Origin of the sequence: Candidatus Merdisoma sp. JLR.KK006, assembly GCF_036941035.1 — a bacterium.
Lineage (GTDB): Bacteria > Bacillota > Clostridia > Lachnospirales > Lachnospiraceae > Laedolimicola.
Genome location: NZ_JAYMNS010000041.1, coordinates 1 through 16209 on the forward strand (window position 1 = coordinate 1; position 16209 = coordinate 16209).

Genomic DNA, 16209 nt, shown 5'->3' on the forward strand with positions numbered 1-16209 from the left:
GGAAAACACAGATAAGGAAAGACATCAACGCCGCCATAAAATCATCCTCCACCTATGAAGAATTTCTGCTCCTGATGCGGGCAAAAGGCTATGAGATAAAAGGAGAAACTTTTGGGGAAGATGCCCTCAAATTTATCTCCTTCCGTCCACTCGGCAAAGACCGTTTTGTGCGTGGCAGCATCAAGTCACTCGGAAAGGAATACACAAAGGAGCGCATCAAAGAACGGATTGAACTAAAACGGGAACGGAAGGCAGTTATCCCGAAAAGGGATTACGCAAATAAGAGATTGATTGACACCTCTGATGAGAAATTCCAGAACAGTCCGGGGCTGCAGAGGTGGGCGGCGGTAGAGAATTTAAAGATTGCGGCACAGGCATATAATGAAGCTGGCTCTATAAAAGAACTGGAACAGAAAATCGCCACCACAGCCGCCACCGGGAAGGAAGCAAAGCAGACTGTCCGCAAGCTGGAGAACCGCATCAAAGACCTTGCGGAAATCATCAAGTATGCGGAGCAGTACAAGGCAAATAAAGCGTATCATATCGCCTATAAGAAGTCCAAAAACCCTGACGCCTATTTCCGTAAGCATGAGAGCCAGATCATCCTTTATGGCGGCGCAAGGCGCATGCTGGAACAGGCGGGCATCCCCTTAAAAGGCTTGAACATTGACAAACTGAAAGCAGAGTATCAGGAGCTGACCACACAGAAAAAAGAACTGACCGCCACATACAAAAACTGTGAAAAAGAGCTGAAATCGCTGAACCGGAAACTGGAGAACCTGAACCAGTATTTAGGGCGCACAGAGCCGCCAAAAAGCGCACAGGAACAACCAGACCGGAATAATAACCCTTCCCGGTAATTCCTGTCTGAAAAGGGCTTTAAAAGCAAAAGAAGCATCGTGGAAATGTGCATAACTCCCCATTCCGCTATGGACAACACCATTCACAGCATATGGAAAAGCAAAGGGCAGCTTTCCACATCCTGCAAACAGTGTTGCCCACAGCTCCATAAGAAGGGGAGTTATACACATTACGCACAATGCCGACTGCGGCGGAATCCCACCCATTCCTTCCTACCTTATTATAAATCTGAAAAAATCCTTGCAGACAAGACCATATTCCTGTAATATAGTCTACAAATCCACAAAAAAATAGGAGCGCCGAAGCACCCCCATTTCCTAAACCCTCTTGCAAAATTCGCAGTGTTGGTTTATAATCATCTTAGAAGCCGGAGGATTCTAGCACGTCCGACGGTTGTTCAATCGGAAACAATAATCAGTTTAAAAAACAAACGGATCACAGGCTATCCCCTATTGGCAGTAGAGGATAGCCTTTTCCGTTACTTGCGGTTGTGTTTATTGTCTATGTATGTCAAGGCTGCAAAAATCACCAGCACCAACGTAAGCACTTCTAACGTATTCATACCGACCTCCTTTCCGTTTCCAGAAAGGACAACCGCAGACTATCCCTACTCGCTCTAATCTGACTAAGAGAATTATAGCACGTTATGTCGAATAATGCTATAAAAGATTTGCGTTAATCACTCCGCCGCTTCCAATGCCACCTCTGCAAATTCCGCATCACTCATGGCTTCCAGTTTCCCTATGACCTGTCCGGCAAGCTCCACCATATCACTGTCCTGTATATGGGGGATCACGTTCTTTATGTCGGCAATCATGCCCGTCCTGTCCTGCCCCTCAAACACACACATCAAATTGATTTCTTCCACTGTAAATTTATCCATTAGCTCCCTCTCCTTTTCTATGAATTTCCATATAATCAAACTCCAGTTGGTTACTGCATATTCCGCTGCAAATATAGCCGCTTTGAAATGGCACTCTTTCGCTTGCTTTTTTCTCCATGCCAATATAGTTTACTCTTGGGCTGAGCCACAACATTTCCACCCGGTTCTGCTTAAACAGCCGAAATCTTTCTTTATGGTCAAATATGCCCTGAAAGTTAATAAGCATTGCAAATGGTTTTCCAATCTCATACAGCCTTTCCAACACCCTGCCTTTTTGACTGTATGGAGGATTACTGATAATGTAGTCACATTCTGGCACTTCCATTAAGAAGAAATCCTGCCCCATTTTTATATGGCTATAAATGACTAAAAAGCCATGCTCCGACAACACTTTCACAAACTGGCTGTTCTCCATATCAAAAGGACACCATACTGTTGTATTCACCTTCAGCCGCTTCATAATCGGATATACCGCATAGGGAGGTGTCAGATATTCATCATTTTTATTGAACTTATATTGTATCTGTGCCATGCTCTTATATCTCCCTCTCTGATTTTTTCTCTGTTCCCTTTTCCGGGACTTCCTTCTCCGACTTATCCCTCTGCTCGATAACCGCCTTTTTCTCCGCCAGCTTTTCCTTTATGGAAATTCTGCCTGTCTGTTTTTCCTCCTTCGGCTTCTCATTATTCAAGACGTTATCAATCATGTTATAGTTACATTCTTCCAGTTCCTCAATCTTTGCCAGCGGCTTGTATTCTGCCAGCTTATCTAACAGCTCCTTCGCCTTCCTTGCGGTCTGTACGCCCTCACTGCCGTCAAGCTCCGTCCCTTTCCCGATAATATCCGTCATGCCTTCCCGGATACTGTCTGAAATGAGCGCATTGAGGAAGTCATTCAGATACCCGGTATTCCCGTTCCTGATGTCCTCTGTGATATTCGCTATCTGCGCTTCCCTATCCTCCACTGTCTGATTGTACTGAACAGTGTCGTAGTTGTAGGAAAGCTGGTCTATCTCCGCAGCAAGGAAAGCCGCCTGCCACTTCTCCAGAGAACCCCTCACCTCTAAATCCGGCAACTTGTCGATCAGCTCCGCAATGACCTCCACCGCCTTCGGATTGTCCGTAATATCCGGCACATAGTCCAGAATCTCCAAATCCGCAACTCTGCCCGAAACAATATCTATCTGCGTGTCCTCATAGCTTTCTGTCCCCTCTGTATGGATATTGATGCCGATGCTTGGGATACCGTTCATCCTCTCCGGCGGTATCCGGTTGAAAATAGCGATTGCTTCCTCAATGCCTGCTATCCCCTCATGGTACTCTCCGAAATTGTGGAATTCCCCGCACTCCGCCACTGTAAGGGTAACAACCGTCTGTTTTTCCTCCTGTATCTCTGTTTCTACCCTATCCGCTTCCCTGGCACTGGCATCTATGTATGGATTCTTCCATTCTGTAAAAGGAATGTTTTCAAGGATACGGTTCTGTTCCCCTTCTGGAATCAAGTGTTCCATTTTCCCCTGTTCATAAAGAGTGTCAAACCTGTCCATATAAAGGGAAACATCATTGATGCCGCTGGTTTTTAGCTGAACCTCAAGCAATTCCTTTACCATATCCTTTGTTTCCTCCGGCGTTCTCTCCCTGTAAACCTCCGCCCGGTCAAAACCGACCTCTTGATACAAAGCCTGCAATTCACTCTTGAACTGACTGTTTTCCACTCCGTTCTGTGTAAATTCAATCGGTACACAGTTCTGGTTGTTTTTCACATGGAGTACGTCAAATTCTTTTCCATTGATGCCAAAGCCAAATACTGCCTTTGTCATGCCTGTCTGATCCGCATCTTCCCTCTCCCGGCACTCCTTAAACTTTGCGATTGCTTCCGAAAGATTGTCAAAACGCTCTACTTCACCTTTTTCCGGATTACTGCCTACTCTTGCGGATAAATCTTCAATGACATAGTAAGTAAATCTATCCGTACCCGGTTCTCCCTGTATGCCGCTTCCTACGGTATTCTCCGGCATTTCTGCCGCCTTATCCATAACCGGGGCTTCCTCTTTGCTTATCTCCGCTGATATGGAAAGCTCCTTTGTAAACTCCGGTATCTCCCTGTAACCAACGGAATCCACATAATGGCTTGTGTTCTCCCCGTCCTGATGCAGCACCACCACATCGCTTACAGAAAGGGAATGCCCGGTAAAGTCTGCCGGGTGGTCTATGTTGAACTTGGTATAAATATTTTCAAGGCTCATGCCCTCCTTCAGTTCCCCGGTATAGACAAGGGTGTAATTCTCTCTGGAAACCGGGATACCTTCTTTTTCGAGGTAATCCATATCCATAAAGCGAATATCCCTTGTTTCCGCTGAATCTTTAAGCTGATAGATGCCAAACTTGCTCTCATTGCCATACAAAAGCTGTGCTTCCTTATTAGGCTCGCTGTCCTCTAATTCCTGCTTCATGGACTGGTATTCCTTATAAGCGTTCCAATCGCCTTTTTCCACGCCGAACAGCCCTTCATGCTCCTGCAATGCCGCCCTGTCCTCTACAAGCGTTTCTGAACCGTCTGCGTGGAGCTGGTACACTGAAACATCTTCCCCGAACAGCTCCGATGCCATATCCTTTGTGAGAGGGAGCATTTCATCCCACGAATACCCGTATTCGTGCATCTCCGACAGCCCCACCATCCCGTCCGGGAGAGCGTCAATTTCTTCCTGCGCCACCCTGATCGTTTCCCAAAGCAAGGCTGAATCGTCTTTCTGCTCCGCAATGGAGTGTGCAAGGGAAGTGGTCTTATACATATCATCCAGCTTATACGCATGGTTCATAATCAGATTGCGCTCATCGCTGTCATATACCGACCTGTGAAATTCCATGCGGTTAATGAGCTGCTCCGCCTGTACCGTTGCCGGAAGCTCCGAAGCGATATAAAGCTCCTTTTCCGTCATATCCATGTCATAATCAAAGAACTGCGGATAACCGTCATTCAAACCGCCGCTTCTCATAATCGGCACAAACTCAAAACCCTTTTCACGCAGATAATCCAGAGCAGTTCCCTCCTGCCCGTCCACTTCACGCATCAGTATGTCATACAGGGTATTCTGCACTTCCGACTGCATATTTGTGATTTTAATGGTTTCATATTCCCCGCTGTCCGGCGTGGAGAATCTCACAACCACATCGCCATATTCAATCGGAATGTTGGCTTTCTCCCGTTCTTCCTGCAATGCCTTGTAATCGGTTATCTCATGGGTATCCGTATCATAGGCATAGTCTAAATGGTATTCCCCTACTTCCTCACTCCGTTCATTGGCAAGCAGCGTTACCCATGCCCCGGCTCTTTCAAGGTAGGCTTCCACGCTCTGCCTGTCATCGTCTTTCATGGCAGACAGCAGATTAAATATTTCCGTCCTCTCCATGCCTTTAACATTCAAAAGGTCATATTCGGAACGGTCTGTATTTGACACAAGCAGGATAATGTCCTCCTGTGACTGTTCTGCAGCACGTTCCTTTTCAATCTCCAGAAGCTGCGCTTCAATCCCCTTTATCAGTTCCGAGGAAGTCCGGCGTATAGTGTCAAGGGAAGATTTCAACTCCGGCATCTCTTTTCCGCTGCTCCACCCGGCGATATACCCGAAAGAATAATCGGACGTGTCAATTCCGAAATGCTGGCATACGGTGTAGGCAACGCTCTCGGCTTCCACCTCTTTCGTTTCCCGGTCTTTGTCAAACCCTGTTTCATGTTCTATCTCCCTTGCATGGAGTTTTGCGTGCGCCACTTCATGGACTCCGGTTTTTGCGGTCTGGGCTTCGCTCATGCCCTCTTTAATGGCGATAGGGCGGCTTAAATCAATAAAATATCCTTTCCTGTCACCCTCCATTTCCTCATATCGGATTGGGACAGGGGAAACCCTCTCCAATGCTTCCATAAAATCCTGATAACGCTCCACATCCCCATGCAGTTCACTCACGCCAAGTCCGGGAAGCTCTTTCCCGTCCGTCTGGGAATAATCGAACACTGTCACGACACGAAAGGCGGGTATCTTTATCTCTACTTCCTCCATGACGGGCATCCCATCCCGGTCAAGCACAGGCTCATTCGTTACTGGATCAATCTTCTCCTGTTCCTCTTTGATTTTATAAGGCGCAGGCGCAAGGATACGGATACCCCTCTCGCCCTTGTTTACATGGCGTTCAAAATTCCTCTGCCATGCCTTGTATCCGGCAACGTATGTCGCATCCGGGCATTGCATCTCTATAAGCTGGATATTGTTTGCGCTGTAATTGTGGAATTTTGACATGGTGTTCAGGTAGCTTTTATATTTCTCCCCTTCAAACAGCTCCTTCAAGCCTTCCTCCAGCCTGTCCGTTATCTCTTTTACTTTCTGTTTTTCAGTTCTTGCATCTGCCATATGGTTATCTCTCCTTTTCCTCCATAAAAACAGAGGGCAGATAAGTTTCCCTGTCTGCCCCCGCTTTGGATATTTTTATTTGCTGATAGTTTTATAAACATTCCTCTTTGTTTTTTGCCTTATCCGGCTCCGGCGCTTTTTTCTGCTGTCCCGCCTTTTCCTTCATCTGCGACAGCTTATCCTTTACGGACACCCGCCCTCCTTTCTCCGCTTCCTTCCCGGCATCCAGACGGGCAGAGAGCCGATCCAGCTTTTCAAACGCCTGATCCGCCCCGTCAATCTTCTTCCGCAGGTTTTCCACCGCCTTTTTTACAGGCGTGTTGACTGCCCTTGTCAGACCGACACCCGGCTTTTCGTCCGATACCTCTTTCGTGCCTTTCCCGGCTAACAGCCTGCCCACGTTGGAAACGCTGTTCCCGATCTGCTTTAACTCGTCCCCGATGCTGTCAATCTGGTTGGCTGTCTTTTCACAGTCCGTCATCACGTCAACCAGACGTTCCCGGTAGCCGGAAAGCATGGACTTCATACCGGAGATTCCTTTCTGGAGAACCTTGCACATCTCCGCCTTGCCTTTTTCCTTAAAAGCGTTGATTGCCTGCGTTGCTGTTTCCACAAGGCGGTTTCTTACCGCTGTCAGGCGTTCCGACAGGCTTGTGACTTTCTCCTGAAGGCGGGATATTTTCTCCATAAGGTTCTCCGTAACGGACTTCGGCTGTTTCTCCTGCATCTGCGAAAGCTGCTCCCGGACGCCCTGTAATTCATCCACCATTGCGGCAAGCTGTACCTGCATACCCGCCACATACCAGAAAACACCCATAAAATCCTGTGACTGCTCTTTCATGTTCTGCTGGTTCAGCAGCTCTATAAGCTGCTTTAATGCGTCATTTTCCTCCATGACCTGTTTTGTGTTATGTCCTGCTGTTTCCATTTTGCCCTCCTTATAAACTTTCCTCTTTCCCTTTACCTTTTGAAATATCCGGCTTTTCCGGCGGTTTCTGCCCGTATGCCCTCTCACGCATCTCGGCAAGTTTCTCTTTTACAGAAATGCGGCATCTCGGACTGTCGGCTAACATCCTCTCCTTCCCATGCTCCGCCACCTTCTCCGATACTGCCCGGTTCACCTGCGGTCTGAAAGGCGCATCCGCCACCGCTTCCGCATCACGCCCCATTTCCTCTGTATCAAGTTCCTCCTGTTCCCCGTCATTCTCCGGCTCATCGTCCATATCAATCCCATCGCCGCCCTTTTCGTCCATATTTAACAGGGCATTTAGCTCTGTCAGGCGTTCCAGCTTCTCCGCAAGTTCCGCTTCCTGTGCGAATGGCTTTGTGACCTCCACCTTTGCGGTTTCAAGCTGATGCTCCACGTTCTCCAGCTTCTGCGCCACCGTTTCCATTTTCCCGGTCATGCCCTCTAAGGCGTTGCTTAACCTCTGCAAATTCCCCAACGGATCAGTGCCGATTTCCACCTCATGGGTGATGCTGCCCTTTAAATTCACCGTAAACTTGGAAAAGAACGAATCGAAGGAAACGCTCATCTTAAATCCCTGATACTCCCCGATTGTGACCGCTATATTCGGCTGTTTTGCGCTCCGGCACATATCAATCAGTGCCGCCCCGGCTTCCTTCTTGTCCGTATATACCCGGTTTCCGATTTTAATGGAGAAAGTATCCTTGTCCGGAAATTTATTCTGTGCGTAGGTCTGAATGTCGGCACGATACCCCGCAAGGCGTTCTTTCATGGAAGCGATCTGCACCGGGTAATGCTTCACGATATTGTCCTCTAAGCGGTATTTCTGGCTGGTGTGGTTTGCCTTTAACAGCTTTAGCTTGGACACCTGAATATCCAAATCCATCTTTTCTTTTATGTAGGGATTGCCCGTTGCCAGAGCCTTTACTTCCGCATAGGTGAGAGCCGCTTCGTCTATGTCCTCACAGCTTCTGACCGGGGATTTGCTCGTCATAATCTGACCGATGAATTTCTGCTTGTTTTCGATGAGCTGCCATGAGTAGCTGTCGAATGTCCCCTCCGTCACATACCGGAATATTTTTACCTTGTCATTCATGTTGCCCTGTCTTAAAATCCGACCTTCCTGCTGTTCAATGTCGGACGGACGCCAGGGCACATCGAGGTGGTGTAACGCAATCAGTCTGTCCTGTACGTTTGTCCCGGCTCCCATTTTTGCGGTTGAGCCTAACAAAAAACGAACCTGCCCGCTTCTTACTTTTGCGAACAGCTCCGCTTTCCTTGTTTCCGTATTGGCGTTATGGATAAATGCTATTTCATGTTCCGGCACCCCCTTCGCCATGAGCTTATCCCTGATGTCCTCATATACGTTGAATGTCCCATCTCCTTTCGGTGTGGATAAATCGCAGAAGATAAGCTGCGCCGATTTCTGCTCTTTGGTCTGCTCCCAAATCTCAAACGCCTTCTCCACACAGGTTGTGGCTTTGGAGTTTTCTTCATCGGGAAGCATATCATTGATGAGCCGCTGGTCTAACGCTAACTTTCTCCCGTCATTGGTGATTTTCAGCATATTGTCGATGTTCGGCTGCACTTTCCTGTCCCTGACCGCTTCTGCCCTGTCCGCAAGTGACTGAACCATGTCCTGCTGGTACTCGCTCGGCTTTAACACGATATTTTCATAATCTGCTTCCGGCACAGGCAGCTTTAACATATCCGGTGTCTGTATGTCTGCACTTTCTTTGAATAATGCAATCAGTTCCGGTAAATTAAAAAACTTTGCGAACCTTGTTTTTGCCCGGTATCCAGTCCCCTCCGGCGCAAGCTCAATCGCTGTCTGAGTTTCCCCAAACGATGCCGCCCAACTATCGAAATGTCCCAATCCCAAACGCTGTAAGGTATTGTACTGGAGATACCGCATATTGGTGTAAAGTTCCGTCATACTGTTGCTGATCGGAGTACCCGTTGCGAATGTGATTCCCTTCCCTCCGGTTAGCTCGTCCATATACTGGCACTTGGCAAACATATCCGAGGATTTCTGCGCTTCCGTCTGTGCGATGCCCGCCACATTCCGCATTTTTGTGTATAAAAAGAGGTTCTTATAATTATGGCTCTCGTCCACAAACAGCCGATCCACGCCCAACTGTTCAAAGGTCACAACATTGTCCTTCCGACTGGAATCATTCAAGCGGCTTAACCTTGCGGACAGAGATTTCTTCGTCTTTTCCATCTGCTTAATGGAGTAACGCTCGCCATTCTCCGCTTTTAAGGATTCGATAGCCATTTCAATTTCTGCTATCTGTCTTTCAATCATCGCCATCTGCCTTTCGGTGGAAAGCGGGATTTTTTCAAACTGACTGTGACCGATAATCACAGCGTCATAATCCCCTGTTGCGATTCTGGAACAGAACTTTTTCCGGTTGGCGGGTTCAAAATCCTTCTTGGTTGCCGCTAAGATATTCGCCCCCGGATACAGACGCAGGAAGTCACTCGCCCACTGCTCCGTCAAATGGTTTGGCACGACAAATAAGCTCTTTTGGCACAATCCCAACCTCTTATTTTCCATTGCCGCCGCAATCATTTCAAAGGTCTTTCCTGCACCCACGCAATGGGCGAGCAGTGTGTTGTCCCCGTATAACTGATGCGCCACAGCGTTAAGCTGGTGTGGTCTGAGTACAATGTCCGGCGTCATGCCGGGGAATTTTAAATGCGAACCGTCATATTCCCTCGGTCTGGTGGAATTGAAAAGCTCATTATATTTTACACATAAATCCTGCCTGCGCTCCGGATCACGAAATACCCAATCTTTAAAGGCTTCCCTAATTGCTTCCTGCTTCTGGCTTGCCAGCGTGGTTTCTTTTTTGTTGAGGACTCTTTTTTCCTTCCCGTCCTCCGTCACAATGTCAAAAATACGGGTGTCACGCAGGTTTAAGGAATCCTCCAGAATCTTATAGGCGTTTGCCCGCCCTGTCCCGTAAGTCATGTTGACAAGGGCATTTCCCCGGTCTGCGTTTTTCCCCTTCACGTTCCACTGCCCGGTTACATTAGAGTAGAGTACGCCCATTGTGTTACGGTCAAAAAGATACTCCGGCGTTTCAAAGGTTTCACGCATGAAGTCCTCAATATATTTTGGTGAAATCCATGTTGCGCCCACACGCACCTCAATCTCCGATGCGTCCAGCTCCTTCGGCTGTACGCTTTCCAGTGAGGATACGTTAATGGCGTATTCCGGGTGGTTTTCCGCAAAGGTTCTTGCCACTGACAGCTTCTCCCGCACGTTCCCACTTAAATACTCGTCTGCGGTTTCCCATTCCTCTGTGACCGGGTTCTGGAAGATTACCCCCGCAAGCTCCTTCGTGATTTCCTCCACGCTCTTGTCCGCAAGCTGTGACATATAGGCTAAGTCCACGCCCGCCTTCTCACTTAAAGATACCGCCAGCGCTTCACTTGCTGTGTCCACGCTCGTCACAACTTCCTGCTTTTTAATGGTACGTTTGGAGAACATATCCGCCTTGCCGATGAAATTCCCCTCATCGTCCAGATTTTCAAGGGAGCATAACAGGCAGTAGCTGGAATCCTGATTGAACGCCCTCCGGTTGGTCTGGGAATTCAGCAGACCGAATTTCTTGGAGAAACCATCGTATAACTGGTTTAATTCCGCCTGCTTGTTTAAAATCATTTCCTCCGGGTACTCGTCCAACTGGAAGTTTATCAACTCCTGCGTACAGTCCCGGATTGCCACCATGCCCTTCATGCGCTGCTCCGCCTTCTCCGACACGTCCACAGGCTTCATTATGGAATTTTCCCGGTAGTACACTTTATCATCCACAACGGTATAGCTGTAATTCTTTACCTCCGGATCGGCGGGTATGTTCTCCCTTGCCAGCTCGTCATCAATCTCATTGAAATCCGCCTGCTCGATGCTGCCCTCCACATAAGAGAGCGCATTTTTAAGCTGCGCCGACAGGGGAAGGGACGTGTCCGGCAGGCAGGCGCTTTCCATGCCATGCGCCCCGGAAACCATCTCCATTTTTCCGAGTACCATTTCCGGGTGGTCTGCGAAATACTGGTTCATCACGATACCGTCTTTTTCCGTCAGATGCACCCAGTCCGGCTCAATGTCTAACACCCGGTCACGCTTCTTTAAGAATAAAATATCCGAAGTGACCTCCGTACCCGCATTTTCCTTAAACGCTGTGTTCGGGAGCCTGACCGCCCCCAATAGCTCCGCCCGCTGTGCAAGGTATTTCCGCACTTCCGGGTTTTTCTTATCCATAGTCCCCTTTGAAGTGACAAAGGCAACGATGCCGCCCGGACGTACTTTATCCAAAGTCTTTGCGAAAAAATAATCATGTATCAAAAAATTGTGCTTGTCATACTGCCTGTCAGACACTTTATACTGTCCGAAAGGCACATTTCCCACCGCCACGTCAAAAAAGTCATTGGGATAACTGGTATTCTCAAATCCTGTGATTTTAATGTCCGCATGAGGGTAAAGCTGTTTTGCGATGCGCCCGGTAATCCCGTCAAGCTCCGCCCCGTAGAGCCTGCTCCCTGCCATTTCCTCCGGCAGACAGCCATAGAAATTCCCAATGCCTGCGGCGGGATCTAACACATTCCCTCTGGTAAATCCCATTTTTCCCACAGCGTCATAGATTGCCTGAATGATGACCGGGCTTGTGTAGTGGGCATTTAATGTGCTTTCCCTTGCGGAAGCGTATTCCTCCGGGGATAACAGGCTCTTTAATTCCTGATACTCATTCGCCCAGTTCGCTTTGGAAGAATCAAAGGCATCGGCAAGACCGCCCCAACCTACATATTTTGCTAAGACTTCCTGTTCCTCCGGCGTGGCAGTGCGGCGTTCACCTTCAATCTTTTCAAGGGTTCGTATGGCTTCCACGTTCTGCCGGAATTTCTCTTTCGGCGCAAATCCTTTCCCGGTATTCTCCGCTTCATTGAAAGAGATACGGTAATTAACTGCGCCTGTTTTATCAATCTCCGGCTCCTTTTGCGGTACTTTTTCCGGCTCTGGCGGATTGCCCCCGGTCAGCGTTTCCACATCACCCATGACCTGTTGGATAAACGGATCGTTTTCTAAGGCAGTTTCATCTACTACCTGCCCGTCCACAATCCCGGCTTTTTCCAGACCTTCCCGGACAGCCTGTGTGTCAATGTCGGAGAAATCATCTTTTTCAGCAGAATCTTTTGATTTTGAAACAGTTCCCGGCTCTGTAACAATACTTTCTGCTTCTTTCCCCTGTAAATCTCCGTTGAGATTTTGACAGAAAACATCCGCTTCCTCCGGTGTATCAAATGTCGGCACTGTGCCATCGCCTGTTACATAATAATCCTGTGTTTCGCTGTCCCATACCGCATAAGGCTCTGTAAAGGCATCCGAAGTTTCCGTAACCGTAAAGCGTACTGTTTCTTCCTGTTCCGGTTCTTCTGTCTGTTTTTCCGGCTCTGCTTCAGATACTTCCGCAGCGTGTCCTTCCCTCTGCTGTCCTTGCTCGTTCTCATAACGTGCCGCATACTTCTGTGCTTCCTTCAGCAGAGCATCCATCTCCACCGCCTTTTCCGCATTGCCGCTTAATGACTGCATCAATACATAATCGGCGGCTTCCAGAAACAGAGTGTCATAAACTGCCTTTCCCTCTAACCTCCTGTCAGCGTCCTCTATGGCAACCGCCCCGGTATCCTCGTTCCAGCCGACCACATCTTTCATGGACAGCGCACCGCAGATTTTTACCACTGCGGACATTTCCGCAAGCCTTTCAATCAGTTCTTTTTCACTTTCACTGGATTTGTTTTCCGGTTCGGGACTCTGAACATTGTCCCCGGAAATTTCCGCTTCCTGCCCCGGTACAGCCATTTTTTCCGGTTCTCTGTCACGCTCTATAAACCGTCTTGCCTGATTGGTGAAACCGTCCAAAACAGCCGGGTGGGACGTGACGATATAATCCCTTGTCTGCCAGTCAGCAGAAGGCACAAGGTTCTTTGCCCATTCCTTATTGTCGGGGGAAAACCGCCCGTCATAGGATAAGTGCGTGATTGTATTGGCAAGGACAATCTCTACACGTTCCTTCCCGTACTGCCGGATAACGCCCTCTGCGGCATCCCCCGGAAGGGTGTAACCGTCAAATTTCTCCGCAATCGCTTTTTCTATGGCATCTTTGCACTCCACCCGGATACCATGCTCCAGCTTTTCCTGCTCCCGGCGCATGGCTTCCTCCGCCTGCTCTTTTTTGTACTGTGCGAAGGCTTCCTTCCCCTTCGGCGTAAGGTATTTATCCGCATTGACAAGCTCCCTGATGCGCTTCTCCACCACGTTCCATTTTAAAAGCACTTTTGCGTATGGATCGCCTATCCTGCCTTTCCCCAATTTGATTCCTTTGGAATCGTGCCATTCATCGCTCCGGTCTGAACCAATCAAGGCGGGAGAGCCGCCGCCCGTCCCATATTCATTTTTAAGGAAGGCAATGTTTTCTTTCTTGTCATGCCCCTCCATGAAATACTCATAGATACGGAACTGCCCATGATGAACATTGCTGCCGCCTGTCAGACGCTCATCTATCTCATCCTGCGTGATAAAATCCTCATGCAGCACCTCCACGCTGTCCTGTACCGGGTATTCTGTTTTCTCTGTGCTTAAATCCGCAATCTCTGAAAGCAGATGCTCCGGCTTTTTTACATACCGCCATCTTATCTGCTTTTCCCCGGCTTCAATCTGCTCCTTTGCGTGGGAAAGCTCCCCGGCGACAACATCACGCCCCTCCTGCGTGGATAAAAGCTCGCAGAGGTTTGTCATGCTCTCCGGGTGGTTGTAAGTCTTAATCGGTATGTTCTCCGGGATTTCCCCGATACCGTCCCGGAAGAAATTGAACAGGTCATTTGACACCCTCTGGCGTTCCACCGCATCCACAAGGAACACTTCATTTGCGCCCATGTAAGAGCCATTCTCCACCATAGAACGGACAACGCCCTCTATTTCCTGCCAGCCCATCACCGCAACCGGGTTTTCCTTTGCGGACATCCCGTAGCCGATACTCATGCCGGATTCATTGAACCAGACGGAAATGGGATTGCTGCCAAAATCAAAACCTTTCCCGGTAGTACGGTACTCATTTTTCAGAAACTCCGCCACTTCCTCCGGCGTTTTGCCCTGCTGGTACTTGGCGTAAATGCGGCTCCTGCTGTTATCCCGTCCGCCTCCTGTGCGTAAAATGGCTTCAAGCTGCTCCTTTGGCAGAGAAAAAGCGGCGGGCATGATATATTTCTCTCCTGCCTGCGCCGCTTCTATCGTGCCGATCTGTTCCTCTATCGTGGAGAATAAACTAAGCTGTTGGTAAACTTCCTTTTCCTTCGGTTCTTCCCATTGCGGAATCTGCCCTTCTTTCAGATATTCTCCCTTTTCCATGTAAAAGGCGATGCTGTCCCTCACAGCTTCCCATGATACAGTTGCTTCCGCTGTCCGGTTTAAATAGCTCCCCTTCCAGACCGTCAGACCGTTCTCGTCCGCCCTGTACCCGGCTCTTTCCTCCCCTACATAAAACTCGGTAAATTCCTTGTGCCTGTAACTGTTTTTGATATACTCCGTCTGTTTATCCTTATCCGGCTCGAAAAGCATTACCCCGGCAATATCCGGGCATTTATGCACCATAAATTCATCAAACTGCAAAATGCCTTTCTCTATTCCGGACAAAGAAAGACCGGGCAATGGTTCTCCACTGTCCGGCTCTGGTAAATCCTTATTTTCAGTTTTTTCAGTCGCTTCTTTACTTACAGGCTGTATACCAGTTCCCTCAGCACGATTTCCTCCGCCGAGTGCCTGATGTTGTTCATCTTCTGAATCCAGAGCATCTGGTTCTCTGCCTTGAGTTTTTCCGTCACTCCCTCCTGCTTCATCATCTGCCCGGTCAGCAGTTCCATCCTCTGCTCCGCCTGCTCCTGAATGGTCAGAAGATGCTCTTTCAGCTTCCCTTTCAGCAGAAGCCCGGTGTAAATCCCCTTCTTGTGTTCCTGTAAGTAATTCTTCCTCATCAGTCCGTATTTCGTGAGCGTCCCCTCCGGCTGCTCGTCCACCTGTAACATCGGTATCATGTAATCCCCGTTCTTCTCGTAGGTCAGATTCATCATTATTTCCCCTTTCCCCGGCATTTCCGGTCTGTGTGGTAGGTTGTACGTCCTTCGCTTCGCTTTCACGCTTTAAAGCATTATAGCGTGTGTCAGAGGTATTTGCAAGTCCTTTTTCGACAAAATTTCTTGATGCTTCCTTTCCGGCAATTTCCCTGTCATACGCCCCGATTGCTTTGCCAATCTCCATAAGCACAGGCTTGGATAAATCGGATATGCTGTCACCGATATGTGACAGGGTTTCTATTGTATTAAACTCATGGATATAAGGGAACTGGATTTCCTCTGCCAACTCCGCATCTTCCATGCCGCACCGCTTTAAGACGGTGTAGGCGATGCTGTCCGCCAGCGTTTCCCGGACACGAACAGCGATATTCAGTTCGTCCAGTTCCTCCAGAAAACTTCCCTCTTTCAGATATTCCATATCCGAAGCAAGCTCCCCATAACAGTCCTGCGCAATCCGGGAAGCAATCTCCCTGATCCTGTCCACAAATCCCGCTTCCTTGTTAGTATCCCCGTAAATCCCTTCCAGACGGTTCAGAACCGCTTCCTGATGTTCCTCCCGCATCTCCCAAAGCTGGGGGAAACGCCCGATGCGCCTTGCCTTATGCACGTCCGATATATCAAAGACGTACCGCAGTCCGGTGTAGGGACTCCCTTCTTCATCCAGAAGCGCAATCCCCTTTGCGCCCTTGTTTACCCAACAGTGCATTTTTTCATTCCATATCTCTATGGAAGCGCAGGCTGTGGCGTCCGGTCTTTGGGCATAGATAAGGAGCTGGTCTTTGAACGGGTATTTGTAGAGCCTTGATGCTGTGTTCAGATATTTCTTCCAGCTTTCTTCATTTCTCGTCACTCTCTTTGATGTTTCTTCAGAGAGTGCGGAAATTACATCATATTTCCTCATGGCAATCCTCCATTAAAAAATGGCAGCAAAATACAAAAACGTATCTTGCTGCCTGTTTCCT

The 16209-nt window shown here is 48.6% G+C and carries 5 protein-coding genes and 1 pseudogene; 1 reads left to right on the forward strand and 5 read right to left on the reverse strand.

Going from position 1 to position 16209, the window contains the following annotated elements; translation table 11 throughout:
• Positions 1-860: pseudogene (locus VSQ61_RS20695) on the forward strand (relaxase/mobilization nuclease domain-containing protein); the annotation flags it as partial.
• Positions 861-1540: 680 nt separating this feature from the next.
• On the opposite strand, the gene VSQ61_RS20700 reads toward VSQ61_RS20695, so the two are convergent.
• From VSQ61_RS20700 to VSQ61_RS20720, 5 genes are all read right to left on the reverse strand, one after another.
• Positions 1541-1744, reverse strand: a complete 204-nt coding sequence (locus VSQ61_RS20700) for a transposon-transfer assisting family protein (RefSeq protein ID WP_159749872.1) — start codon at positions 1742-1744, stop codon at positions 1541-1543.
• The gene (locus VSQ61_RS20705) at positions 1737-2276 is read right to left on the reverse strand and encodes a hypothetical protein (protein ID WP_334346258.1); all 540 of its coding nucleotides are present in this window, start codon (positions 2274-2276) and stop codon (positions 1737-1739) included. Before VSQ61_RS20705 ends, VSQ61_RS20700 begins: the two co-directional genes overlap by 8 nt.
• Positions 2277-2280: 4 nt before the next feature.
• Complete coding sequence (locus VSQ61_RS20710; RefSeq protein WP_334346259.1) at positions 2281-6147, reverse strand: YodL domain-containing protein; 3867 nt, start codon at positions 6145-6147, stop codon at positions 2281-2283.
• Between the two features lie 91 nt (positions 6148-6238).
• Positions 6239-7075, reverse strand: a complete 837-nt coding sequence (locus VSQ61_RS20715) for a DUF6674 family protein (protein ID WP_159749870.1) — start codon at positions 7073-7075, stop codon at positions 6239-6241.
• 10 nt (positions 7076-7085) lie between these two features.
• Complete coding sequence (locus tag VSQ61_RS20720) at positions 7086-16148, reverse strand: helicase-like domain-containing protein (RefSeq protein WP_502877063.1); 9063 nt, start codon at positions 16146-16148, stop codon at positions 7086-7088.
• Positions 16149-16209 lie beyond the last annotated feature (61 nt).